General features: G+C 60.0%; 22 protein-coding genes. 9 read left to right on the forward strand and 13 right to left on the reverse strand.

Annotated features, from left to right (window positions below):
- From BW967_RS06095 to BW967_RS06130, 8 genes are all read left to right on the forward strand, one after another.
- The gene (locus BW967_RS06095) at window positions 1-468 is read left to right on the forward strand and encodes a hypothetical protein (RefSeq protein ID WP_076484165.1); all 468 of its coding nucleotides are present in this window, start codon (window positions 1-3) and stop codon (window positions 466-468) included.
- A 38-nt stretch (window positions 469-506) separates the two neighbouring features.
- Window positions 507-1,331 (forward strand): hypothetical protein, encoded by an 825-nt coding sequence (locus BW967_RS06100; protein ID WP_217696373.1) that lies wholly within the window; start codon window positions 507-509, stop codon window positions 1,329-1,331.
- Window positions 1,332-1,351: 20 nt separating this feature from the next.
- Entirely contained in the window at window positions 1,352-1,930 is a 579-nt protein-coding gene (locus BW967_RS06105) for a hypothetical protein (protein ID WP_076484166.1), read from the forward strand.
- On the forward strand, window positions 1,930-3,054 hold the full coding sequence (locus BW967_RS06110; RefSeq protein WP_076484167.1) for a hypothetical protein: 1,125 nt from the start codon (window positions 1,930-1,932) through the stop codon (window positions 3,052-3,054). Before BW967_RS06105 ends, BW967_RS06110 begins: the two co-directional genes overlap by 1 nt.
- Complete coding sequence (locus BW967_RS06115; protein ID WP_076484168.1) at window positions 3,051-3,686, forward strand: hypothetical protein; 636 nt, start codon at window positions 3,051-3,053, stop codon at window positions 3,684-3,686. The genes BW967_RS06110 and BW967_RS06115 overlap by 4 nt, the downstream gene beginning before the upstream one ends.
- 3 nt (window positions 3,687-3,689) lie before the next feature.
- Window positions 3,690-4,739, forward strand: a complete 1,050-nt coding sequence (locus BW967_RS06120) for a PASTA domain-containing protein (RefSeq protein ID WP_076484169.1) — start codon at window positions 3,690-3,692, stop codon at window positions 4,737-4,739.
- 13 nt (window positions 4,740-4,752) lie between these two features.
- Entirely contained in the window at window positions 4,753-5,436 is a 684-nt protein-coding gene (locus tag BW967_RS06125; RefSeq protein ID WP_076484170.1) for a PASTA domain-containing protein, read from the forward strand.
- Window positions 5,437-5,578: 142 nt separating this feature from the next.
- Window positions 5,579-7,039, forward strand: coding sequence for an RsmB/NOP family class I SAM-dependent RNA methyltransferase (locus BW967_RS06130; RefSeq protein WP_245826456.1), 1,461 nt, complete (start codon window positions 5,579-5,581; stop codon window positions 7,037-7,039).
- A 12-nt stretch (window positions 7,040-7,051) separates the two neighbouring features.
- On the opposite strand, the gene BW967_RS06135 is transcribed toward BW967_RS06130, so the two are convergent.
- The 10 genes from BW967_RS06135 to BW967_RS06180 all read right to left on the reverse strand — a co-directional run bounded on the left by BW967_RS06135 (window position 7,052) and on the right by BW967_RS06180 (window position 20,109).
- Complete coding sequence (locus tag BW967_RS06135) at window positions 7,052-9,082, reverse strand: YgiQ family radical SAM protein (RefSeq protein WP_076484171.1); 2,031 nt, start codon at window positions 9,080-9,082, stop codon at window positions 7,052-7,054.
- A 154-nt stretch (window positions 9,083-9,236) separates the two neighbouring features.
- Entirely contained in the window at window positions 9,237-10,589 is a 1,353-nt protein-coding gene (locus BW967_RS06140) for an NAD(P)/FAD-dependent oxidoreductase (RefSeq protein WP_076484172.1), read from the reverse strand.
- Between the two features lie 57 nt (window positions 10,590-10,646).
- On the reverse strand, window positions 10,647-11,969 hold the full coding sequence (locus BW967_RS06145; protein WP_076484173.1) for an NAD(P)/FAD-dependent oxidoreductase: 1,323 nt from the start codon (window positions 11,967-11,969) through the stop codon (window positions 10,647-10,649).
- Between the two features lie 4 nt (window positions 11,970-11,973).
- Window positions 11,974-12,855, reverse strand: coding sequence for an ABC transporter permease (locus BW967_RS06150; RefSeq protein WP_076484174.1), 882 nt, complete (start codon window positions 12,853-12,855; stop codon window positions 11,974-11,976).
- 14 nt (window positions 12,856-12,869) lie between these two features.
- Entirely contained in the window at window positions 12,870-13,820 is a 951-nt protein-coding gene (locus tag BW967_RS06155) for an ABC transporter permease (RefSeq protein ID WP_076484175.1), read from the reverse strand.
- Window positions 13,821-13,955: 135 nt separating this feature from the next.
- Complete coding sequence (locus BW967_RS06160) at window positions 13,956-15,620, reverse strand: peptide ABC transporter substrate-binding protein (RefSeq protein WP_076484176.1); 1,665 nt, start codon at window positions 15,618-15,620, stop codon at window positions 13,956-13,958.
- Window positions 15,621-15,726: 106 nt separating this feature from the next.
- Entirely contained in the window at window positions 15,727-17,058 is a 1,332-nt protein-coding gene (locus BW967_RS06165) for an NAD(P)/FAD-dependent oxidoreductase (protein WP_076484177.1), read from the reverse strand.
- Window position 17,059: 1 nt separating this feature from the next.
- Window positions 17,060-17,770: an SDR family NAD(P)-dependent oxidoreductase gene (locus BW967_RS06170; RefSeq protein ID WP_108188612.1), complete on the reverse strand. Its 711-nt coding sequence runs from the start codon at window positions 17,768-17,770 to the stop codon at window positions 17,060-17,062.
- The gene (locus BW967_RS06175; protein WP_212710041.1) at window positions 17,761-18,288 is read right to left on the reverse strand and encodes a MarR family winged helix-turn-helix transcriptional regulator; all 528 of its coding nucleotides are present in this window, start codon (window positions 18,286-18,288) and stop codon (window positions 17,761-17,763) included. Before BW967_RS06175 ends, BW967_RS06170 begins: the two co-directional genes overlap by 10 nt.
- 195 nt (window positions 18,289-18,483) lie before the next feature.
- A complete protein-coding gene (locus tag BW967_RS06180) occupies window positions 18,484-20,109 on the reverse strand; it encodes an ABC transporter ATP-binding protein (RefSeq protein ID WP_076484178.1) in 1,626 nt (541 codons plus the stop codon).
- Here BW967_RS06180 and BW967_RS18495 point away from each other — a divergent pair.
- Window positions 20,102-20,500, forward strand: coding sequence for a hypothetical protein (locus BW967_RS18495; protein ID WP_139327803.1), 399 nt, complete (start codon window positions 20,102-20,104; stop codon window positions 20,498-20,500). The genes BW967_RS06180 and BW967_RS18495 overlap by 8 nt on opposite strands.
- Before the next feature lie 13 nt (window positions 20,501-20,513).
- Here BW967_RS18495 and BW967_RS06185 read toward each other — a convergent pair whose 3' ends face one another.
- The 3 genes from BW967_RS06185 to BW967_RS06195 all read right to left on the reverse strand — a co-directional run bounded on the left by BW967_RS06185 (window position 20,514) and on the right by BW967_RS06195 (window position 23,915).
- A complete protein-coding gene (locus BW967_RS06185; RefSeq protein WP_076484179.1) occupies window positions 20,514-21,464 on the reverse strand; it encodes an ABC transporter permease in 951 nt (316 codons plus the stop codon).
- 13 nt (window positions 21,465-21,477) lie between these two features.
- Window positions 21,478-22,743, reverse strand: a complete 1,266-nt coding sequence (locus tag BW967_RS06190; RefSeq protein WP_076484180.1) for an ABC transporter permease — start codon at window positions 22,741-22,743, stop codon at window positions 21,478-21,480.
- A 101-nt stretch (window positions 22,744-22,844) separates the two neighbouring features.
- Entirely contained in the window at window positions 22,845-23,915 is a 1,071-nt protein-coding gene (locus tag BW967_RS06195; protein WP_076484181.1) for an ABC transporter substrate-binding protein, read from the reverse strand.
- Window positions 23,916-23,956 lie beyond the last annotated feature (41 nt).

Here is a 23,956-nt window from a genome sequence, read left to right on the forward strand (position 1 = left end):
ATGGCCGTCGCCTCCAAAGTGACCCGGCAATTGCTTTCGGCGCCACTGCCCGAAATCGTTGAACGACTGGGCAGTTCGGTCGCGCAGGCGCAATGGGCCTTGGATCGCAACTCCGTGGCCCTCGCCAGCGAGATGGCGCAAACCGAAGTGGAAGTTGGCGACAAAAGCTACAACCTGCTGACGCTTGGTTTCGTGCCCGCCTTTTACAGCTTCACCGAAGCAACAGTAGAGGCAAAGCTGTCTTTCACGATCACCGAGAGCAAGGAAATCTCGCTCAATGTTGGGGTTCAGGCGGGCGTTGGCGTGGGGGTTTTCATGGCGGCGGCAAGCGTCGATGTGGGGTACGCACGCAAATATTCGGTTTCGGCGGAAGGCATGTCGTCCATTGCGGCGCGGCTGGTCTCTTTGCCGCCTCCAGACATGCTGAGCCAAGTCCTCAAGCGGGCTTACGAACAAGACATAGAGTGACGAGTTGAAACGCGCCTTCGGGCGGAAAGGAGCATATCATGGGTATTGGACAGGAACTGCTCAACGTCCCGATGGGCGACATGATCCGCGAAATGGCCTTTGCCATCGCAGATGGCCAAACCAAGCTGGATGCCAATTCGATCAACACCGCCGAGATGATGGGCGGCCTCACCACCGTTTACGACGAAGAAGGCAATGTCACCTTTGACGATAGCCGGGTGTTCTTTGGCTATGAATACATGACCCCGAAAGAAGCCATGGCCTACGCGATCATGGATGATGCGGTCAGCGGCAATGTGAAACCCGATCAGACCGGCGTGATGATCGACATGATGAAAAAGGTGATCACCGAAGTCGGCGGGCAAGTCAGTGATGACGGAAACCATGATGTCACGATGCCCAACGGCAAAGAAGATATCGAGATCCGCGTGCCGGTGCGGCATTCGATGATGGAACTCGGCTTTGCCCCCACCTTCTACCAATTTGTCGATACGATCATCGAAGTGAAGATCGCCATCAAAATAACCCGCGAGCGCAGCTATGAACACAAATCGCAGGTGAATACCAAGGGAAACAAGAAAACCACCTCCGTCATCGGCAAGTTTTTCACCAAAGGCGGAATTTCGATCAGCAAGGACAAAACCGTCACAACAAGCCAAGTCGATGCGACTTACGCCAGCAAATATTCCTATACCGCCGAGGGTGCCTCGATCCTGCGCACCAAATTGGTGCCGGTCCCTGTGCCAGCCGTGCTGGAAGAACGCATCCAATCTTTCATGCAAACCGAAGAGGCACGGCGCACCGCCGCCTTGGAGAAACGCCAACAGAGCCAAAATCCGTCAACCCCCTCGAACCCGTCGTAACCCTGTGAAGGAGACGCACCATGTCGGTTAGCACCGAAATGATGAATACCCCCTTCCCGGAAATGGTACGCCTACTGGGGATTGGGATTGCGGAAGCGCAGTATCAACTTGATCTGGTCTCGCTCAAGATCGCGCGGATGATGGCAGGCTATGCCCCCCCGGATGAAACCGATGAAGAACCCTCACTATTTGAGGAAGATGACAGCAAGCCTGACCGCGACCTGCTGGTAAAACTGGGAGACGGGCACGAATATTCGTTGCTGGAACTTGGGTTTACGCCCACCTTTTACCAGTTCGTCGACACGTTGATTGAATTGAAACTGTCGATCTCAATCTCGCGCGAAACAAACTATTCGCGCTCAAAAAAGACCGTGAAGGCGAGTGCGGCAGGCGGTTGGTTCGGGTTCGGCGGCGGCGCGACGATGCGGGCAAGCTCTGTCTCCTCAAGCTATTCGTCGAAATACCAATATAGCGCGGAAGGGTCGTCGCTTTTGCGCACCAAACTGGTGCCCGTGCCCCCCCCTGCAGTTTTGGAGGAACGGATCCGCGCGATGATTGCGGCGTCGGATAAGGCTGCATCGGGCTCAGGGGGCACGTAATGCCGCGCAGAAACTGGCGTGATCTGCAGGCAGCCTCGTCGGCGGCCCCCAAAACGCCGGGCCAAGGGGCCGCGACGCTGCCAAAACCGCAATTGGGCTCTGGAACGGACTTGGCGCAGGCGGCCGCTCTTGCGCCCGATAGCCGTTTGGGCGCGCTTTTGGAGCAGCGCAAATTACTTGAAACGCGACTGCAAGGGCTCACCGGAATGCCGCAGACCCCGACCGATACCATCGGGCGTCGCTTTGATGTGGCCAGCTTTGCGGAGCGACGCAACGAGCATAACACTTGGGTGCAAGCTCATGAGGCACGGCAAGCATCTTTACGCGAACGGCTTGCCGAACACCGCGATCGTACTGCGGAGTTTGGCCATCGCGCATACGGCACGGATCCGGAACCGATACGCCCCTCAAGCGCCAAAGATCGCTCTGACCATCCGTCCTCGGAAATCGCTGGGCTGCGCGCCTTGGGGCAGACGGATTTTGGTCGGCGTATCAAGGATGGCCTAGCAGAACGCGCGGGCTCGGGCTTGGGGGCCTCTGGGCTTGGTGACATAATTGGAAAAGCACGCACCAACCTCGGCGATATTGGGTCAAGGCTGCGCTCTGGGGCGAATGATCTGGCCAGTCTTGGCTCTGACTTGCGCCGAGGGACACGCGACAAAATCGACGATTATGATCGGCAATTACGCGACCTAGATACGAAACTCGCCGCTGAGGGGATAAGCGCGGAAGAGCGCGCGCAGATCCGTCGCGACCTCGGCGGGGATAAGCTGGATAAACTCGATAAGACTGGCGGGCGCATGGATCGGGCAGCCAAAGCGCTGGAAGCACCGAAAGAGCTTGCGGGCGGGCTGGAGCGTGGTTGGGGCAAACGCAAAGATGCGCTGACCGCCCCGATGGATGAGCAAGGCCCTTACGCGGAAATGCGCAAGCGTCGGCTTTCCAGCGAAACCGGGGGCTCGGGCGATCTGTTCACACGTATGGCTCGCAACCGCGCAGCCGCCCTGGAGCGCCGCCGTGCGGCAAAGTCAGCGGAACAGCGCGACGAAGCCCGCCGCGACCGAGCGCGCCAAGCCAAGGCGCAAAAGAAGGCGGAAGAGACCGGGGGGAGTAACCGCACATGAGCGACTTCGTTTCAGACACGATAGAAGGGCTGATCGTGGGGATGGCTGAAAGCCTACGTGCCGCGCAAGAACAACTGAACGCAACGCCCCCGCTTGATGGCTGGGGGCGCCCCACGCAGCAATACCGCATCCCACATCTGGATTTCGAGATCAACTTCACCCTCACCCATGACGAGGCCTCGGGGCGTCAAAAGATAAAAAGGATCGGCAAAACCGATGGCACCACACATTCCGAAGGGAATGCGAAAATCTCAGGCCGTTTTGTGGCTGTTCCCGCCGGTGATGGGATGCCATTGCCTGTGCTGGCACTACGACGCGTGCCGGAGAAGAAGCAAAAACCGCGGCTCGTCGTTGTGGCTGGGAACACCGCGGGCGAGCTTTTGATCGGTGCACGGGTCGAACTTAACATCGACCAAGCTGCGTCGGCGGCGCTTTCGGAGGCTGCGGGGGTGCGCGGAATCCGTTTTTCAGACCATGTGCAGTTTGAAACAGCGGTGTTGGACACCGGAAATGACGGCACGGCCGATACTGTGGTTACCCTGTCCAACCGTCTGCCCGATAAAGCTCTCGTCGTCATCACGGCAGCACTCGGCCCAGAGACCGCTAGCCTCGTCCTTGGCAAGGAGGGCTAGACGATGCGGGCAATCAAGGTTTCGGTGTTATTGGCCGATGGGGCCGGCAAGCCGCGCGCAGATGTTTCGCTGACGCTCGAAATGGCCGAATTGAGCGATCAGCTTTGGAAACCGATCCGCCGCAGTAAAACGAATGCTAGGGGCCAGTTCTCTCTGGCCATAAAGCCCGAGACACTCGGAAACCCGCAGCAACCACCGCTTCTGCGCCTTTGCGATGCGCAAAAGCGGGTATTGGCCCAGGGCGGGCAACTCAGCTACGACGCCCGCTCGCAAACACTTGAGATCGACTTTGGGCAACTCGAATACCTCGAAAAGGCAGCTTTTCCCATCATGCTAATGCGCGGAACCGAGGCGGCGGCACCTCTGGCAGCGGTGCCGCTCCGAAGAGAAGGCGGTATCGCTGATCTTCTCTCTGGAAATGCCGCAGTGGAGGCCTCGGCGACACGCGCCCAACTCAATGATCTGCGGGGGAAGTTAAGCATCAGCGAAAGCGCGCGGAATGACCTCCAACGCAGCACAAAAGTGCTTGAGGCACAAATCACGACACTCACGCAAGAACGCGACGCGGCACGCGCTGCGGCAGAGGCCAGCCGCGCGGCAACCCCTCAGGTGCTCCCGCGCAAAGTCGGCACGCCCGCAAAAGTCGACGATGTGTTCAAGCAGTTCAACTCCAGCATGGTGGAGGCCGACAAGTCCCTGCAGGGCAGCCGGTTTCGTATTGGCAAGGTCAAGCTTGATCTGCGCGGCTCGCTTTTGGCCGATGGCAAGATCGAATTGGGAGGTGAGCACCAGATTGATCCCGGTGGGCTGAGTGTGGAGCTGAACACGGATGAGACCACGCCCGACGCCGCGCAACCGCGCGTGCCGGATCTCTCGGGCCTTACGCGCGGTGCGGCCTTGCGGGTGCTACAAGCGCTTGGGCTTCGGTTGCGCGCCTCGACCCATGCGGGCAGCGGGGGCACCCCGGGGCAAATGGTGATGCAAACCCCCGCAGCGGGGGAACAGGTGATTTTGGGCAGCGAAGTGCTCGTTGTCTTTGCGGCAGTGGAGTGAAAGGTGCGCAACAATGTCTGATCTAAAATCACTGGTAACCGATGTTGTGGCTGCTCCGTTGGGCGATGTGATCGCCTCGGTCGGGCGCGGCGTCGCCGAGGCACAGCAGGCGCTGGACGAAGGCTCGCTCGCCACCGTCCTCGAGATTTATACCGAAAGCGACGACGCGAAACTGCAGCTTTTGCAAGAGATCGGATACCGCCCCACCTTTTATACCATTCCTGAAGCGACCGGAGAGGTGAAAGTTTCGCTGACGATGGGCACGGGGGCTGCGGGAACCCCTGTCACCAGCACTGTCGGCACGGCCAAAGCCACTTCAAAGCGAGCAGCTCTACCAACCAAGCGCGAAACGCAGGTCTACGCTACGCCCGTCGATGCGGCCTATGCCAATCGCTTTGGCTATCAAGCGTCTATTTCGGCGACACTCAGCTTCAAGATTGTGCCCGTGCCCGCCCCCGAAGGCGCGGATGAACTGCGCCAAATGCCGGACCTGATGCATGATGCGGAGGGGAATTTGGCCCCCCGAACCGGGGCACAAGCTATCGCAACGCTCGCCAAGCTGGGGCTAGAAACAGTCTTCGTTGATAAGACCGGGCAAGAAGTAAGCGATCCAGACTTGGCGAAAAAGATCAGCGGGCAGGACACGGAGCCCGGAGCGATCTTGCGTTTGGGGGATCGTGTGCAGGTGAAGGTCTAGGTTTGTACAACTCCGATTTCGGGGACTGAAGCGTGAGCGACTGCGTCCAAGAAGACCCGCGTCAGCGCCCGTTGCATACTTTGCGCAAGTTGATCACTCACGACCGGGCGCGCCATCCCTCCCCTTGCAGACGGCGTCAAGAATGCCCGGTTTCCAAACGCCGTTGTTGCGGGTAGATACGCCGACGGGGCCGTCAGGCCCTTCACGCTGGCCGCCGCGGCGAACACTGACCAAAGGCGCGCGCACCCATGTCTTTTCACGCTTCCAACTTGGCTGTCTTACCGTGACCCCTGCTGCCCGCCTGCAAGCTGCCCTTGATCTTATTTCTGACGTTGATCGCGCTACGCGCCCTGCGGATGCGGTGATTTCCGCTTGGCTCCGGACCCGGCGCCAGATCACGGATCAAGATCGCGGTGTGATCTTGGATCTGCTGCAAGCGTTGCTGCGCCATTATGCGCGGCTTGGCTGGTGGCTTGAGCGGCATGGGCGCCGCGATACACCGCGCCATCGGCTGATCGCTTGGCTCACGCTGGGTGAGGGCAAAACGCCGGACCAGATGAAGCGCCTGTTCACAGGGGGAAAATTCGCGCTCTCTCCTCTCAGCGAGCAGGAATATACGCTTCTGATCAAATTGCAGGGCGCCGCGATTGAGCATCCCGCCATGCCCGAAGAGGTGCGCCTTGAATGCCCGGCTTGGGCGGCAGAACCGCTGCGCCGCCGCTTTGGCGCGGATTTTGCAACCGAAATGGCGGCGCTTCTGGTTCCGCCGCCGCTTGATCTGCGCGTCAATGCGCTCAAGGCAGAGCGCGCGGCGATGTTGCGGGAATTGCAAGGCCTTGGCCTGCAAGCGGAGGCGCTCACGCGCGCCCCCGATGGCATTCGGCTTGAAGAGCGGCTCTCGCTTGCGCGCCTGCCGGGGCTGAAAACCGGCACGCTTGAAATTCAAGACGAAGGCTCACAGCTCGTGGCGCGCCTCGTCGATGCCCAACCCGGAGATCGCGTCGTCGATTTTTGCGCAGGCGCAGGTGGCAAGACTTTGGCGATTGCCGCGCAAATGAACAACAAAGGGCGGCTTATTGCCTGTGACGTCAGCGAGGGGCGGTTGAAACGCTGCGCCGAGCGGGCGCGTCGCGCGGGGCTGCAAAATGCAGAAACGCGGCTGCTCACAAGCGAAACCGACCGTTGGGTAAAACGCCACAAGGCGAGTTTTGACCGGGTTCTGGTCGATGCGCCCTGTTCTGGCACCGGCACTTGGCGGCGCAATCCAGATGCCCGTTGGCGCGCCCCGGAAGAACAGGGACTTGAGGGCCTTGTTGCGCTGCAGGGGCGCATTTTGGCAAGTGCCGCGCGGCTTGTGAAGCCCGGCGGGCGGCTCGTTTATGCGACCTGCGCCCTCCTACCAGAGGAAAATGAAGGGCAAGTGGCGGCCTTTCTTGTCACCCATCCGATGTTCTCGGTGGTGCCGCTTTGCGAGGCTGCGCCAGAGCTAACAGGCTCTGCGCATCCAGATTACCTCTCGCTTACGCCCGCACGGCACGGCACAGATGGCTTCTTTGCGGCCGTGCTGCAACGCGCGGCGGCACCTGTGGATGCGCCAGCCTAATCGGTTTACGGCTCACTTTTTGGGTTTTGGAAACGGCACGCCCTTGGTGGTGAATTTCCGCCCCCCCGGCCCCGGTCGCGAGGAACTCCGCTTCGGCATCCCCTTGCCGGTCCCGGCGGGTTGATGTGCCGGGATCAACTGATGCGCGCCCGGCCCGATCAGATCGGCGCGGCCCATGGATTTGAGCGCCTCGCGCAGAAGCGGCCAGTTTTCTGGATCGTGATAGCGCAAGAACGCCTTGTGCAAGCGGCGCTGCCGCCCGCCTCGCACCGTGCCCACCTTTTCAGACGCCCCACGCCGCACACCTTTGAGCGTATTGACCCCGGTGTGATACATCGCCGTTGCGGTCGCCATCGGAGACGGCAGGAAGGTCTGCACCTGATCCGCGCGGTAGCGGTTTTTCTTCAACCAAAGCGCAAGGTTGAGCATGTCTTTGTCGGTCGTGCCGGGGTGTGCGGCAATGAAATACGGGATCAGATAGTATTTCTTGCCCGCCGCTTTCGCCGCCGCATCGAACATTTCCTTAAACCGATCATAGGTGCCGATGCCCGGTTTCATCATCACATCAAGCGGCCCGCGCTCGGTATGTTCGGGGGCAATCTTCAGATAGCCGCCGACATGATGCGTGACGAGTTCCTTTATATATTCGGGGCTGCGCACAGCCAAATCGTACCGCACGCCCGAAGCGACCATCACCCGCTTCACGCCCTTCACCTCACGCACCTTGCGATAAAGCCGGATCAGGTCGTCATGCGAGGTGTCAAGGTTGGGGCAGATGTCGGGGAACACGCAAGAGGGCAACCGGCACGCGGCCTCGATCTTCGGGTCTTTGCAGGCCATGCGATACATATTGGCGGTGGGGCCGCCAATGTCCGAAATCACGCCCGCGAAGCCCGGTGTCTTGTCGCGGATATTCTCGATCTCCCGCAGGATCGAGCCTTCCGAGCGGCTTTGGATTTTGCGCCCCTCGTGTTCGGTGATCGAACAGAAGGTGCAGCCGCCAAAGCAACCGCGCATCACCGTGACCGAGGTTTTGATCATCTCCCAAGCGGGGATTTTCGCATCCCCATAGCTCGGGTGCGGCGCGCGGGCATAGGGCAGTTCATAAACCGCGTCCATTTCCTCTGTGCTCAGCGGAATGGGTGGCGGATTGAGCCACAAATCCCGGTCTCCATGGCGTTGCACCAAGGGGCGCGCATTGCCGGGATTGGCCTCGCGGTGCAAAACGCGTGAGGCACGGGCATAGGCCTCGCGATCTTCTTCCACCACTTCAAAGGATGGCAGCCGGATCACCGTATTGCCGGGCATGCGGGTTGCGGCTTCATCCGCCGAGTCCAAATCATCGGCAGGCAGTTCCGTCGTGCCTTCGGGCACGGCGCGAAATAGCGCAACGCCCCGAATGTCATCCAGATCGCGCGCGCTTTCCCCGGCCGCCAGCCGGTTCGCGACTTCAATCACCGCGCGCTCGGCATTGCCGTAAAGCAGCAAATCCGCCTTGGCATCGGCCAAGATCGAGCGGCGCACCTTGTCCGACCAATAGTCATAATGTGCGATGCGCCGCAACGAGGCCTCGATACCCCCCAGCACGACGGGCACATCTTTAAATGCCTCTCGGCATCGCTGAGTGTAAACGATGGTGGAGCGGTCCGGCCGTTTGCCGCCTTCGCCCCCTGCCGTATAGGCATCGTCATGGCGCAGCCGCTTGTCGGAGGTGTAACGGTTCACCATGGAATCGAGGTTGCCGCCCGTGACCCCCCAAAAGAGCCGCGGCTTGCCCAGCGCCTTGAACGGCTCAACCGATTGCCAATCGGGCTGCGAAATGATGCCCACCCGGAAGCCTTGGGATTCGAGCAAGCGTCCAATGATCGCCATGCCAAAGCTTGGGTGATCGACATAGGCGTCCCCCGTGACCAGCACGATGTCACATTCCTCCCAGCCCAGTGCAGCCATCTCAGTGCGGCTCATGGGCAGGAAAGGCGCGGCGCGCATGTGGGCGGGCCGTTGGCACGAAAGGGGGGCGATGGGATTATTGATGGAAGTCATATGCACGTATAGGTCGCCTGCAACGCGAATTCAATCTGACTCGCGTTGCACGCTGGCCCCGAGACCCTGCTTGCGCGAGGCAAGCGTCTCGCGTCAGGCACCTCCCGACCATGAGATTTGGGGCGCCTGAAGCGCCCCAATATCTTGCGCGAGGTTATCGCCGCAAAATGCCCGCCATCGGCGCGATTTTCGAGCCGTCGGTGAAGCGGTGCAGGCGGAACGGTTTGGGGTCCACAATCGGGGTCGACCCAAGGATCAGATCGGCACCAAGACGCCCTGCCCCAGGCCCAAGACCGAAGCCATGTCCCGAATAGCCCGTAGACACGAAGAGCCCCGGCATACCTCCCTTGACCCCCTCAGTCCCCGAGATCACCGGGATCACGTCGGGCAGCACATCGATATAACCCGCCCAGCGCTGCACAATCTCGGCGTCGCGAAATGCCGGATAGGCCGATTGCACGAAAGCAAAGACCTTGTCGATCATGGCTGTATCCGGTTCTGGGTCCAGAATACGGTTTGTCTCAAAGGGGGTTATATCATCTGGCCCCCACCGCCGGGGCGTGCGCAGCCCTTCGAGGAAAGACGGGCCAATGCTCAAGCTCAGGCTGCGCCATTCATTGCGCAATGTGGGTAAGAAGGCGCGCATCAGCCGGAAGCTGTCTGGGGTGAGTTGATAGCTGCTCGCGGCGGCCGAAGCGATGGTATAGCCCCCATCGGCGCGCCGACGCATCGCAAATTCTTTGAATTTCAGCGTCTCTTGCGGGCCATCGGGCACGGGCGAGGTGCGCATCACGGTGTTTTTGGTGCGCAATTGCGGCAGGTAAATACCCATATTATCCAAGAACAAGCGTGACCAGACACCGCCCGCCACCAGCACCGCATCGCAGGCAATCCGGCCCTTTTCCGTCACCACGCCCGAAACTCGGCCAGCCGCAGTTTCGAGCACCCGCACCGCGCAATCTTGATGCACCGTGCCCCCCAAAGCCTGCACCGCTCGGGCTATTGCCGGGGCCGCCAATTGGGGCTCGGCCCGCCCGTCATGCGGGTTCATCATCGCGCCACGAATGTTGATATCGAGCCCCGGAAAACGGCCCAAGGCCTCGTCCCGGCCCAGCATTTTCGCCGGGATCTGATATTCTTGCAAATCATCGACCCATTCGCGCTCTTCTTCGAGCGCGGTGTTATCGGCCGAGGTAAAAACGACGCCGCATTGGTCATAGCCGGTGCGCGCGCTGATCCTTTGTTCAAGCCCTTTCCAAATCCGCACCGATTCCACCATCAATGGCATTTCGCGCGGGTCGCGATGGCTGAGCCGGACCCAGCCCCAGTTCCGGCTGGATTGCTCGGCCCCGATCTTGCCCTTTTCGCAAATCGCCACCTTCAGCCCGCGCTCGGCCAACTCAAGCGCCGTGCTTACCCCTGCAATCCCGCCGCCAATGATCACAACATCGGCTCGCGCGGGCAATTGTGAATCGCTCTCAACAGGTTCAGGTTTCGGTCCTGGCATCGTCTTATCCTCTTTCAGGCGGCTCTGCGCCCGGGGTTTGAATCTTAAGTATTGGGCTCAAAAATGCGGCGGAAGCTGCGCGCCTTGCGTAAGTGCGCGCAGATCGTCGCGTAGCCGATAGCCGCGCAGCGCCAGTTGCGGGGCAAAACTCATGTAGCGGGGTTGGAACGAGAGCGGCTCAAGCCGCAGATCAAGATCGGCGAGCGCTGTCCCGCGCGCCCAATCGGCCAAGACCGCCCCCAGCATCGAAGCGGTAGGCACGCCGCGTCCGGAAAGCCCGGTCATCGCCACCACGCCCGTCGCGAGTTGATAGAGCCGCGGAATGGTCAACCGCTGCATGTCGACTTCGCCAAACCAGAAATACTCCCAGCGGGGTTCCTCGCGCAGGCCGGGATGCAACCATTTGAGCCGCTCATTGAGCACCCTCACGGTATGGGCCGCATCGCGCCCGCGCCGCCCCATTGGGAACATCGAGGCGACAAGGCGGTTTTGCGCACTGAATTTATAGACCAGAATATCGCCACGTCCGTCATGCAGCGTTGTGCGCGCGGGCAAGATCGCGGCGCGGCTGTCTTCGGAAAGCGGCTGGGTGGCGGCCACAAAGACCCGCATGATCCGAAAGGTCTCTTCAAGCCGGGGCCAACCTGAGACGGTATAAGCCCCCGTCGTATAGATCACCTTATCGGCCAAGACCGCGCCTTGCGCCGTTTTCACCCGCCATTTGCCAGCCGCGGGCGTACAGCCGGTGACCTCCGCGCCTGTGAAAATCCGCCCCCCTTCAGCCATCACTGCCCGGCCCAGCCCCCGCGCATAGGCGAGCGGGTTCAGCCCGCCGGCCTCGGCGTGATACCAACCGCCATAAAACCGCGCGGACCCGGTGATCTTTTCCACCTCGTCGCGATCAAGGAGCCGGGTTTTGGCACCAACGGCGTTATATTCCTCGGCCCGCTTTTCGAGCGTTTTCATGTGCGAGGGAAAAAGCGCGCCCTGCACATAACCGTTTTGCTCCCATTCGCAGTCGATCCCGTAGCGCGCGATCAAACCGCCCACCGTGTCATTGGCGCGGGTCTGACGCCGGATCAAACGCTCCGCCCAAGGTGCGCCCAGAACTCGGCGCAGATCGGGTAGGCTGTAATGGGTGAAGGTGGGGGTGCAATGGCCCGCATTGCGCCCTGAGCCCCCAAAACCAATCTCTTCGCGTTCGAGAACCGCAACAGAGACACCCGTCTGCGCCAGTTCAAGCGCCGTGGTCAGCCCGGCATAGCCCGCGCCCACAACACAAACATCGGCCCGGATCTCACCTTGCAAGGTCTCAGCTTGCGGAGCCGCTGGGGCGGTTGCAAACCACAGGGTGTCTTGGAACGGGGAAAACCGGGCCATTGTCTTATTCTCCGGCGGTTCGGCTGTCGAAGGCGTCGCGCAGCCCGTCACCGATGAAGTTGAAGCCCGTCACCGCCACGGTGATTGCCACACCGGGCACGATCGCCAGCCACGGGGCGCTCGCGAGGTATTGCTGCGCACCGTTGAGCATGTTGCCCCAGCTCGGCAGCGGCGGTTGGATGCCATAGCCCAGAAAGCTGATATAGGCTTCAAGCAAGATCGCACGCGCCACCGTCAGCGTGGCAGCTACGATGATCGGGCCAATGGCATTGGGCAAAAGCTCGCGGAACATGATCCAGCTTTTGGATAGGCCGAGCATCCGCGCGGCTTGCACGAAATCGCGGTCGCGCAGGGATTTAACCTCTGCCTCAACGATCCGGGCGACTTCCATCCAACTGGTGGCCGAGATGATCAGCGCGATCATCACCGGGCCGGGCTGGATAAAGGCCGCCAGCGCCAAGAGCAGGAACACCGAGGGGAAGGATAGGAAGGCATCGACAATGCGCATCAGCACCGCAGCGACCTTGCCACCGTAATAGCCAGAGACCACGCCGACGACCGAGCCGATGGTGGTGGCAATCGCCATCACCGCAAAGCCCACCGCCATCGAGATTTGGCCAGCATGGAACAAACGCGCGGCAATATCCCGGCCCAGCGGATCGGTGCCAAAGATATGCGCTCCGGTGCCGGGTGGCGCAAAGCGGGCGCGTAGGTCGATAAAGAGTTCATCATAGGCGAGCAGATAGGGCCCAAAGAAGCAGGCCAGCGTCAAACTGAGCACCATCACCAGACCGATCATCGCCAGTTTGTGGCGCACGAACCGGCGCAGAGCGCGCGAGCCCAAAAGAACCCGACGAGGCGCAGATGTGGAAAGCGTTGCGGTCATGACAGATCCTTTCGTCAATTGAGGCGAATGCGCGGATCAATCAGCGCAACAATCATATCGGCGGCGAGGTTGCCGACCAAAACCAACAGGGCCGAAGTCATCAACAGCCCCATCACCACCGGGTAATCCGAATAGCCAAGGCTATCGAGGAAGAGACGCCCCATGCCGGGCCACGTGAACACCGTCTCGGTGACAAGCGCGCCCCCCAGCACCATCGGCAATTGCAGCCCTGCCAAGGTAACCATCGGCACCAGCGAATTGCCCACGACGTGACGCAAGAGCACCCGGCGCCGGGTGAGCCCTTTCGCACGGGCGGTGCGGACGAAATCTTGACTGATGACAGTGAGCGTGGAGGTGCGCATGTAGCGGCTCCAGATCGCCACATCGACAAGCGCCAAAACGCTTGCGGGCAGGATCAGGTGGCGCACATAGTCCAGCACCGACCCATCGCCAACGGTGTACATATTGCCCGCAGGCAACCAGCCCAGATTGAGCGAGAAAATGTAGATTGCGACAAGACCGAACCAAAAGGTCGGGATCGAAAGCGCAATCATCGCCAGAACGGTGAAGGTGTGATCAAAGATCGAGCCACGCCGCACGGCGCTGAAAATGCCGATCGCCGCGCCAAGGCTGATCGAGATCGTGGTGGCCGTGCCCATCAGCAAAAGCGTGGCGAACAGATGGCTGCCGATCACCGCCAGAACCGATTGGCCGTCGCGATAAGATGTGCCCCAATCGCCGCGCACCATATGCCACAGCCAATCGAGATATTGCATCACCAAGGGGCGATCGAGCCCCATCTGCGCGGCGATCTTGTCGATCTGCTCTTGCGTCATGCCGGGGCTGAGCGCGAATTGCGACAAGGGTCCACCGGGTGCGAGGTTAAGAACCATAAAGCCGATGCAGGAGACCAGCAGCAGCAGGATAAGACTCTGGCCGAGCCGGGAGAGGAGATAACGCAGCATGAGGGGTGCGCGCCTTTCTTGCGGAGGGTCAGGGCAATTCGAAAACGGCCGGAACCGGTGCCGATCGGCAAACCGGGCAGGTCGACGGCAACCTCAGTTGCCGTCGAGAAGATCATTTAGGCCGAGGGCCTATGATCAGACGCGTTTCCAGTCGCGCACGTTCCAAGTGTCGATCCGGTTGTTGACGTTGGGCGCTGGCCCTTCGACATCGTCTTTCCAACCTTTGACCACCGCATATTGGAACATCGGCAGGAACGGCAGGTCTTCGCGCATCACCGCTTGTTGCTCTTGATAGATTTTGCGGCGCTCTTCGGGCACGAACATCTTCGCCCCCTTGGCAAGCAATTCATCGACCTTTTCGCTTTGATACACGAAGGTATTTTGCCCTGCCCCGCCCAGCGCCGGGCTCATCGTCGACATGAAGTAATCCGAGCTATCGGGGTCCGCGCCCGCGAGGCAGTTCAGACCGACGATCACCGAGTCAAACTGCGATTTCATCCAGTAATCGCCCCACATCACCGCGGGCGGGAAGTTTTTGATCTCCATCGAGACACCGATCTCAAGGAAGGTCTGCTGAATGAATTGCTGGGTTTGCTCACGCAGGTGGTTGCCCGCCGTAGTCGAGTTGGTGAAGGCGAGCCGCACCCCGTCTTTTTCGCGGATACCATCGGCGCCGGGCACCCAGCCTGCTTCGTCCAGAAGCGCTTTGGCCTTCTCGATCGAGAACTCATGCTTGGGCAGGTCCGGGTTATAGTAGAAGGATTCCTGCGGCATGTAGGTTTCGGTGGGCGTCGGCACGCCATAATAGAGCGCGTCGATGATCGAGCCTTTGTCGAGCGCCGCATAAAGCGCCTTACGCACCGCGGGATCTTTGAATTGATCGCGCATCATATTGAGGCCGAACGATTCAAACGTGCCGGTGCCCGCGACTTTGATCACCTTGCCGTCCAGCCCCTCGGCCTCGGCCAAATGGTCGGGCGAGATATATTGCAGACCGACCACGTCGATATCGCCCGATTTGAACTGCGTATACATCACGTTCAGGTCGGGAACGTATTTGATGATCAGCGTCTCAAGATAGGGACCATCCATGTGATAATCCGGGTTGGCGACCAGTTCGATATGGTCGCCGGCCATGCGCTCTTTCCACTTATAAGCGCCGGTGCCGATGGGCGCGTTCATGAAGGGGGCGGTGTTTTTGTCTTCAACACCGTCGAACGCGTGTTTCGGGATGATGTAGGTGGAAGCCAGAATGCCCGCCATCGGCGCGAAAGCTTCGCTCATTTCCCAGGTCAGCTCAGTATCCGAGACCACGGTGATGTTGCGCATGAATTTGTAACCGGTCGAACGGAACGAGCGGAAATCCGGGTCCATCGTCAGTTCGAGCGAGAATTTCACGTCAGCCGCCGTGAAGGGCGTGCCGTCATGCCATTTGACTCCTTCTTTGAGCTTGATGCGCCAGGTCAGACCGTCTTCCGAAATCCCGCCATTGGCGACAGTGGGGACTTCGGCCGCAAGGATCGGGAAGAAATTGCCAGCCGGGTCGAAATCAAAGAGCGTATCGAAGATTGCATAATAGACGCCTTCATCCACTTCGATATGCGGCATCAGCGGGTTGAACACGGTGGGTTCTTGCGAGCAGGCCAACACCAATTGCCCAGACGGCGCGGCATTGGCGGCGAAGGCTTGGTCGCGCCCCAAGATCGCGGGGCTCATCACCCCCACAGCACCTGCGGCGCCCAAGAGCATCAACGCCTGACGGCGCGTCGGCCCGGGTTTCGCGTGTTTTTCGTTGGTCATGTCCGATACTCCCTGTCGGATGCGCAGGATGGGGAGGGGCGGCAAGCCCGCCTGCGCTTCGGACCCGCCCATTTGGCCAAACCCGCTAGGCGGGCTTGGTCATTTTTTAGAACCCGCTGATGATCTCGATCTTCGTTCCGTCGGTGAAACGGTTGAACGAGAAGGGTTTGGGGTCCACCACCGTGGGCTTGCCCGCCACCAATTCAGCCGCGAGCCGCCCTGCGGCGGGGCCAATGCCAAAGCCGTGGCCCGAAAAACCAGTGGCCATGTAGAAACCGGGGATGCTGTCCACGCCCGAGATCACCGGGATCGCATCGGGGGTGACGTCAATCGCCCCCGCCCAGCGCTGCGCGATTTCCGCCTTTTCAAACACCGGGAAGGCTTTGCGCAGATTGGCCAGTGCCTTGTCTTGCAACGAGAAAGAGGGTTCTGGGTCGAGCACGCGGCAATATTCAAACGGACTGGCCTGATCGAGTGACCAGCGGTTCGGGATACGCACCTCGTCAAAGAACCGTCCGCCGACCCGCAGCATCAAGGACCGCCATTCCGCCCCAAAGGCGGGCAGGAAATCGCGCATGTAGCGGAAGCTGTCGGGCACGATATCGACGATGTTGCGGAACCCATCGGCAATTGTATAACCGCCGTCCTGGCGTTTGCGGATCGAAAATCCGTTGCTCCAGATCGCGGCTTCCGGCCCGCCTTCCAGCGGCTTGGTGCGGATCACCGAGTTCTTCACCTTCAACTGCGGCAGCCGCAGCCCAGTGTTGCGGGCAAACAGGCTTGACCAAGCGCCGCCCGCCAAAACCACCTGTTCACAAGCGATTTCGCCGCGTTCCGTCACCACGCCACAGACCGCCCCCGCCTGCGTTTCGATCCCACGTACGGCGCATTCGGTCAGCACATGCGCGCCGCGATCACGGGCGGCTTCTGCAATCGCGGGCGCGGCCCATTGCGGCTCTGCACGACCATCTGCGGCAGTATAAAGCGCACCCTTGACCGGAAATTTCGATCCCGGAAATGTTTGCGCAACTTCTTTGGCCGAAAGCATCCGGCTATCAATCTGGTAGTCTTTGAGGTTGTCGAGCCAGCGTTCATGCTCGGCAAATTCCTTATCGGTGGCGCAAGCGAAAGCGATCCCCGCCCGCTCATAGCCCACGTCGCGCCCAGTACGCTCATTCATCCCCGGCCAGATGCGCAGAGCCTCGGCCATCAGCGGAATCTCGCGCGGGTCGCGCCGGGTGATCCGCACCCAACCCCAGTTGCGGCTCGATTGTTCGTGGCCGATGCCGCCTTTTTCACATAGCGCCACCTTGAACCCGCGTTCGACAAGCTCAAGCGCGGTAGAACAACCGATGATCCCCCCGCCAATCACCACCACGTCGACTTTTTTCGGCAGGTCGGCATCGCCGTGGAACGGGTTGACATATGGGCCGGGCATCTCAGAAGGACTCCTCAAGTTGACAATTCACGCAAAACTCAGCGACGCTTGCCTCATTGGGCAGGTCGATCAGCATTTCGATGATGCGCGCGAGATCTTCGGGCTGGGTCATCGCCGCAGCGGCGCGGTCGCTCAGCCCCAGCCCCATATCGGTGGCCACAAAGCCGGGGCAGACGGCGGTGGCGCGAATGCCATCTTCAAACCCTGTGTGGCGCAGCGCATGGGCAAGCCCGACCGCCGCGAATTTGGTCATGGCATAAGCGCCCGAACGCGCGCCTTTCACCCGTTTGCCCGAAAGCGAAGCCAGAACAATCACCCGACCGCGTCCATATGATTTAAGCCCGTCCCAGCAAGCCTTGGCGAGCCGCTGCGGCGCTTGCACGTTGATCGCCAACATGTCTGCCATCTCTGGGTCGGAAATCTCGATCACGTTTTTGGGCACCATCACCCCGGCATTGGCGATCACCGCATCAATCCGACCAAAACAGCTTTGCGCGGCCTCTGCCCAATTGGTGGCGGCCTCCGGACTGCGCGCATCATAGCTGAAAAGGTGGACTCGCTCTGGCGCCGCCTGCGCCCAATCCGGAAGCACGGGCGCGCGCATTCCGAGCGACACGCCCCAACCCGCTTCAAACAGGCGCTTTGCAATCGCGGCACCAATGCCACGGCTTGCCCCGGAAATCAGCGCGACACGCGCATCGGTCAACTGCATTTCGTCCTCATGTTCAGGTAAGCGCGCTTGAGCATGCGCATGAATTGGGCGCGATCTTCGGGGGCGATGAAGTCGAAGAATTCCTCTTCTTGCGCGCGGATGATCGCGCGCACTTCCTGCGCCAACGCCTGCCCTTTTTCGGTGATGAAGAGCGATTGCGCACGCTGATCGGCCGGGTCTTCCTCGCGCCGGATCAGCCCAGCAGCGACCATGCCTTCAATGATCCGTCCCGTGGCGGGTCGGTCGCGCATCAACACCTCAGCAATTTGCGATGGTCGGATGCCGGGATAATCATCCACCAGCAAGATCGCGGTGATCTTGCCCTTGCCGCGGGCAATTTCCAGATGCGCCATCCGAGCATCCAGATCACGCGAAACGACGCTATCTAGGCTCCGAATATACCAGCTGAACGCCCCTTCCAGAACGTCGATTTGCAGCCCCCCGATGGTGACCTTGAGGTCATCTTCCACTGCGTTTTCAGGCAGGCTCGTCATTGCAGAGTTGTCATCCGTATTCATTGGTCACCTCATCTTTTGGCGCTAACGGCAGCGCCACAATAAGTAAGTTGCATTTCACAACCAAAGTGGTTGTGTTTTACAATTACTGCACAAAAGTTTCGCATTTCTCGGCGCAAATGGGTCGGCATGCGTCGCTTTGTGACAAAAGAAAAAGGACGGCCGGAGCCGTCCTTGGAAAATCGGAGCCGCGCCACCTTAGGCAGCCTTGGCACCGGGAATCGCGGCAACAAGCGAGCGGGTATAATCGTGCTCTGGCGCATGAAAGATGCGCGACGGCGGACCGTATTCGACCATTTTGCCACGATGCATCACCAAAATCTCGTCGCTGATTTGGCTCGCCACGCGCAGATCATGCGTAATGAAGATCATCGCCAGCTTCCGCTCTTTGCGGATTCGGTCCAAAAGTTCCAGCACTTGCGCCTGTATCGACACATCAAGCGCCGAAACCGCTTCATCGGCCACGATCACCTCAGGGTCGAACATCAGTGCCCGGGCAATACCCACACGCTGTCGTTGTCCGCCACTAAATTCATGCGGATAGCGATCATAGGCAGAGGCATCGAGCCCAACCTGCTCCAGCAGGTCTTCCGCCTTGGCGCGTGCATCGGCATGGGTGAGCAAACTATGCGCGACCGGCCCGACCGTCAGCGCCTGACCGATGGTGAAACGCGGGTTGAGCGAGGCGAAAGGATCTTGGAAGATCATCTGGATGCGAGCGCGCAACGGGCGGAATTCTTCTTCCGTCATCTTCGCGACATCCTCACCCTGAAAACGGATCTCTCCCCCATCGGCCTCGATCAACTTCATCAGCACTTTACCCATTGAGGATTTCCCCGAGCCGGATTCCCCAACGATGCCGAGCGTTTCGCCCTTGTGCAGATCAAAGCTGATGCCGTTGACGGCATGCACCTCGCGCATCCGGCCCAGAAAGCCGCTGCGCGTCCGGTAGGTCTTTTGCAGATCCTTGACCTGCATCACCACATATTTCGCGGTCTCGCGGGCACGATCTTCTTCGCGCAAAGAGGGCACGGCCGCGATCAGTTTTTGCGTATATGGATGTTCGGGGGCATTCAGCACCTGCTGCGCGGTGCCCTGTTCGACCATGCGCCCCTTTTCCATTACGATCACCCGATCCGCGATCTCGGCCACGACGCCAAAATCGTGGGTGATGAACATCACGCTCATGCCCTTGCGCTGCTGAATGCGCCGGATCAGATCAAGGATTTGCGCCTGCGTTGTCACGTCAAGCGCAGTGGTCGGCTCATCCGCAATCAAGATGTCGGGGTCAAGCGCCAATGCCATGGCGATCATCACCCGCTGGCGCTGCCCACCGGAAAGCCGGAACGGGTATTGATGCTGGATCAGCGTGGGTTCGGGCAAGCCCACCTCCGTAAGCATCTCAAGCACCTTTGCCGCACGACTTTCGACAGTGCCGATCGCATGGGCGTCCAGTACTTCGCGGATCTGATCGCCCACCGTCATTAGCGGATTGAGCGCCGAAAGCGGGTCTTGGAAGATAATCGAGACGGCGCGTCCGCGCAGTTTGCGCAACTCCGATTCCGGCAGCCCTAAAAGCTGGCGCCCACGAAACGCGATTTGCCCGTCGGTGACACGCATCACATCTGGCAGCAAGCCCATCACCGTATTGGCGGTGACAGATTTCCCGGACCCGGATTCGCCAATGATGCAAAGGATTTCGCTTGGCTGCAGGTCGAAACTTACGTTTTCGACCGCAAAGGGGCGATCAAGATTTCCGGGCAGCGCAACAGTCAGATCGCGCACGGAAAGGACCGGCGTAGCGCCGGGGGAGGTGATGGTCATAGATATCTCGTCGTTTATGGTTTTTGTTACCCGACCAGAAGGCCATGACGAAGGACAGAGAGGCAAAGCTGCTCCGCGCTTTACCCGCCTGAAAGGGCCAAAGAAGATCACATTGGCGCATTACGGTGATGATTTAAGCGCTAATGTTCATGAATTGGGCATCCATAAGCCAAGCGACGCGAATGAAGTCCAAATCGCGAAGCACACTTATGGCAGCAATCATATTGGGGCGGGCGACGCTTTGCTGGATACCGCTAAAGTCCTTCAGCGAAGCGTAAATGAAGGACTGCCCTCTTCCCCTGCCGAGCCCTTACATTTTGCGCAAATATCCTTGGGGCTGAATGATGTAAAAAGGGAGGCAAACAGCCCCCCTTCTCGGTTTCTCATATAGAAAATGCGTTCGCTTAGCTCGGCGACATGCCGCGCAGGCGTTCCGAGCGGCGGCGCAGAAGTTCCACCACGGTGAGCAGCGATACGGACAAGATCACTAGCAACGTGGCCACCGCCAAGATCGCCGGGCTGATTTGTTCGCGGATGCCGTTCCACATTTGCCGCGGGATCGTTTGCTGGGTGTGGTCCGCGATGAAGAGCACGGCCACCACCTCGTCAAACGAGGTCACAAAGGCGAAAAGCCCACCCGAGATCACGCCGGGCATGATCAGCGGCATTTGCACTTTGAAAAACGCTGTGCGCGGGTTGGCCCCAAGCGAGGCGGCTGCCCGTACCAGCGATTGGTCAAAGCCCGACAGCGTCGCCGTTACCGTGATGATCACGAAGGGAATCCCCAGCGCGGCGTGGGCAAGAATGATGCCCGCATAAGTGCCCGCAAGGCGGCCCCATTCGAACCCATCGGACCCGACCGTCGGCACCCATTTGCCCGAGTAGAAGAAGAACATCCCCGTCGCCGAGATGATGATCGGCACGATCATCGGCGAAATCAGCACGGCGGTGATCTGCTTGCGGAAGGGCATTTCCGGGCGGGTCAGGCCAAGGGCGGCGATGGTGCCCAGACCGGCAGCCAAGATCGTCGCAAAGACACCGATGATCACCGAGTTTTTGGCGGCCTGCATCCAAGCGGCATGTTGCCAGAAATCGATCCAGAACGACATGTCACGCGGCGCATCCGGGTTGACCATGCCAAACGTGATCAGCTTGTCATACCAGCGGATCGAATAGCCCTCGGGATCGAAGGCAATCATCTTGTCGGTGAAGGTGAAATAGGGCTCGGCGTTGAAGCTCAGCGGGATGATCACGATGATCGGCGCGATCAGGAAAATGAAGATCCCTGCGCAAAGCACGATGTAGGTGTAGTGCCAGAGCTTTTCGAGCGGGCTTGCATAGACGGGAAGTGCCATAGGTGTCGTCCTCTCAGCCGAGCTTCATCTTGTCGATGCCGACGAGCTTGTCGTAGATCCAGAAGAAGATCAGCACGACAGCCAGCAATTGCGCGGCAAGGGCGGCCGCGAGCGACCAGTTGAGCGATTTTTGCATGTGGAAAGCGATCATGTTGGAGATCATCTGACCGTCTGCGCCACCGACCAAGGCCGGGGTGATGTAGTAGCCCATCGCGAGGATGAAGACCAAAAGCCCCCCTGCCCCGATGCCGGGCAGCGTTTGCGGCAAGTAAACCCGGCGGAACGCGGTCCAAGAGGTCGCCCCAAGCGAGCGCGCCGCACGCACATAGCTCGGCGGGATCGTTTTCATCACCGAGTAAAGCGGCAAAATCGTGAAGGGCAGCAAGATATGCGTCATTGCGATGATCGTGCCCATCTCGTTGTAGATCATCTGAATCCGGCCCTCGTCATCGACGATACCAAGCCAAACGAAGATATCGTTGAGCACCCCTTGGCTTTGCAGCAGAACCATCCACGAGGTGGTCCGCACCAGAAGCGAGGTCCAGAAGGGCAGCAGCACCAAGATCATCAAAAGCATGGCTTTGCGCATCGGCAGGGTGGCGAGCAAATGCGCGATCGGGAAGCCCAAGAGCAAGCACAGCGCGGTGATCTCGATCGACAGCACCAAGGTGCGGAACATCAGCTTTTTATAGATCGCCTGACCTTCGTCCACGGCGGTGATCGCACCGCTTTCATCGCGGGTCAGGTCGTTCGCCGCAAGGTAGAAGTCAATCGTGAACGGGTTCGAGGCGGAGCGCATCGCACGCCAGACATTCGGGTCGCCCCAATCCTTGTCGGCATCAATGAAGGCCTCTTTATAGGGCGGCTCCATCTTTGCGGCTTTGCGCGCGCCACCTGTGAACAGCGAACGCGTGCCCGAAATGTCATAGTTGATCCGCGTGCCGGCCTCGCCTGCGGTTTTCTGCTCGCGCATCAAGATCAGGTCCGAATGAAGCGCGGCATAAGCGCTTTCGTCGATCTCGGCACCTTTCGGATGCTCTTTGAACCACTGCACCAAGGCCGGTGCGTTTTTCGAAAAGCCATCGTTATAGACGGATTTGAACAGCATCTGGCCAATCGGCACGATGAAGCTGATCGTGATGAACAGAAAGAGCGGCGCAACGAGCATGAAGGCGCGGCGGCGTCGCACAGCCAGCGAAGCAGCAAGCGCGGCCTTGAGCGGGCGGCCATCGGCCGTCGTCAATGGGCCGGTTGAAATATCAGTAGTTGCGTCGGTCATTCGGTTCCCCGGTCATGAGCGGTCACACCACCGCGGGGGAGCGGCGGGAAGGGAGGAGGAAGGTCGGGCGGGGAAACCCCCGCCCGGATAGCTTCAGCGGATTAGCTGGCGAGCCAAGCGTTGAACTTCTCGTTCAGCTCGGTGTCGTGGTCGGCCCAGAAGGTCGGGTCGGTCCAGATCGGCGAGGTCATGTTCGCCGGGTTGGTCGGCATGTAAGGCGCCATTTCGGTCTTGCCGTCTTGATAGAGACCAACAAGAGCGTTCGACGATTTACGCGCCGGACCGTAGGAGATGTATTTCGCTTGATCGGCCAGACGCTGGGTGTCGGTCGAGAAGGCGAGGAACTTCATCGCATCTTCCATGTGCGGCGCATCTTTCGGGATCACCCACAGGTCATAGTCCATGTAGGAGCCATCCCAGATGGTGCCGAACGGTTTGCCTTCGGCAACTTCCGCCGCGAAGAAACGACCGTTGTAGCCATTGGTCATGACGACTTCGCCATCGGCCAGCAGTTGCGGCGGTTGCGCACCGGCTTCCCACCAGACAACGTCGTCTTTGATGGTGTCGAGTTTGGCAAGCGCACGGGCCACACCTTCATCGGTGCCGAGCACGTCATAGATGTCTTCCGGGGCCACGCCATCAGCGTAAAGCGCCAGTTCCATCGTGCGTTTGGCCGCTTTCAGCAGGCCGCGTTTGCCCGGATATTTCTCGGTATCGAAGAAATCGGCAATCGTGGTCGGCGCGGTGTCGAACTTGGTTTTGTCATAGGCGATAACCGTGGCCCAGACGATGTTCGCAACGGCGCAATCTTGAATGGCGCCCGGAACGAAGTCTTCGGTCGCGGGGGTGCCATCGGGCGCCGGCGGCAAGATCGCCGGGTCGATTTCGGCCAGCAGGCCTTCGTCACACATCTTGATCGCATCCGACAGTTCCACGTCGGCGAGGTCGATCGAAACGTTGCCCGCTTCAGCTTGCGCTTTGAGCGGCGAAGCCGGGTTGTCAGCGTCGATCGAGTTGATCTTGATGCCGGTCATTTCGGTGAAGGGCTTGTGATAAGCCTCAACCTGGCTGACCGTGTAAGCACCGCCCCAGGACACGACGTTGAGCTCCTGCGCTTGCGCGGCAGCTCCCATAGCGACAAGCGCCGTGCTCAGGATCAGAACTTTTTTCATTGTGTTACTCCCTTGTTGATTAGTTGGTGGCCGCCTGCGGA

This window comes from Rhodobacter aestuarii (assembly GCF_900156655.1).
GTDB classification, from domain to species: Bacteria; Pseudomonadota; Alphaproteobacteria; order Rhodobacterales; family Rhodobacteraceae; genus Rhodobacter; species Rhodobacter aestuarii.

Excerpts from the sequence above, each read along its gene's own strand:
- BW967_RS06095 (WP_076484165.1), top strand. The coding sequence starts at position 1 with ATGGCCGTCGCCTCCAAAGTGACCCGGCAATTGCTTTCGGCGCCACTG.
- BW967_RS06100 (WP_217696373.1), top strand. The coding sequence starts at position 507 with ATGGGTATTGGACAGGAACTGCTCAACGTCCCGATGGGCGACATGATC.
- BW967_RS06105 (WP_076484166.1), top strand. The coding sequence starts at position 1,352 with ATGTCGGTTAGCACCGAAATGATGAATACCCCCTTCCCGGAAATGGTA.
- BW967_RS06110 (WP_076484167.1), top strand. The coding sequence starts at position 1,930 with ATGCCGCGCAGAAACTGGCGTGATCTGCAGGCAGCCTCGTCGGCGGCC.
- BW967_RS06115 (WP_076484168.1), top strand. The coding sequence starts at position 3,051 with ATGAGCGACTTCGTTTCAGACACGATAGAAGGGCTGATCGTGGGGATG.
- BW967_RS06120 (WP_076484169.1), top strand. The coding sequence starts at position 3,690 with ATGCGGGCAATCAAGGTTTCGGTGTTATTGGCCGATGGGGCCGGCAAG.
- BW967_RS06125 (WP_076484170.1), top strand. The coding sequence starts at position 4,753 with ATGTCTGATCTAAAATCACTGGTAACCGATGTTGTGGCTGCTCCGTTG.
- BW967_RS06130 (WP_245826456.1), top strand. The coding sequence starts at position 5,579 with ATGCCCGGTTTCCAAACGCCGTTGTTGCGGGTAGATACGCCGACGGGG.
- BW967_RS06135 (WP_076484171.1), bottom strand. The coding sequence starts at position 9,082 with ATGACTTCCATCAATAATCCCATCGCCCCCCTTTCGTGCCAACGGCCC.
- BW967_RS06140 (WP_076484172.1), bottom strand. The coding sequence starts at position 10,589 with ATGCCAGGACCGAAACCTGAACCTGTTGAGAGCGATTCACAATTGCCC.
- BW967_RS06145 (WP_076484173.1), bottom strand. The coding sequence starts at position 11,969 with ATGGCCCGGTTTTCCCCGTTCCAAGACACCCTGTGGTTTGCAACCGCC.
- BW967_RS06150 (WP_076484174.1), bottom strand. The coding sequence starts at position 12,855 with ATGACCGCAACGCTTTCCACATCTGCGCCTCGTCGGGTTCTTTTGGGC.
- BW967_RS06155 (WP_076484175.1), bottom strand. The coding sequence starts at position 13,820 with ATGCTGCGTTATCTCCTCTCCCGGCTCGGCCAGAGTCTTATCCTGCTG.
- BW967_RS06160 (WP_076484176.1), bottom strand. The coding sequence starts at position 15,620 with ATGACCAACGAAAAACACGCGAAACCCGGGCCGACGCGCCGTCAGGCG.
- BW967_RS06165 (WP_076484177.1), bottom strand. The coding sequence starts at position 17,058 with ATGCCCGGCCCATATGTCAACCCGTTCCACGGCGATGCCGACCTGCCG.
- BW967_RS06170 (WP_108188612.1), bottom strand. The coding sequence starts at position 17,770 with ATGCAGTTGACCGATGCGCGTGTCGCGCTGATTTCCGGGGCAAGCCGT.
- BW967_RS06175 (WP_212710041.1), bottom strand. The coding sequence starts at position 18,288 with ATGAATACGGATGACAACTCTGCAATGACGAGCCTGCCTGAAAACGCA.
- BW967_RS18495 (WP_139327803.1), top strand. The coding sequence starts at position 20,102 with ATGGTCATAGATATCTCGTCGTTTATGGTTTTTGTTACCCGACCAGAA.
- BW967_RS06180 (WP_076484178.1), bottom strand. The coding sequence starts at position 20,109 with ATGACCATCACCTCCCCCGGCGCTACGCCGGTCCTTTCCGTGCGCGAT.
- BW967_RS06185 (WP_076484179.1), bottom strand. The coding sequence starts at position 21,464 with ATGGCACTTCCCGTCTATGCAAGCCCGCTCGAAAAGCTCTGGCACTAC.
- BW967_RS06190 (WP_076484180.1), bottom strand. The coding sequence starts at position 22,743 with ATGACCGACGCAACTACTGATATTTCAACCGGCCCATTGACGACGGCC.
- BW967_RS06195 (WP_076484181.1), bottom strand. The coding sequence starts at position 23,915 with ATGAAAAAAGTTCTGATCCTGAGCACGGCGCTTGTCGCTATGGGAGCT.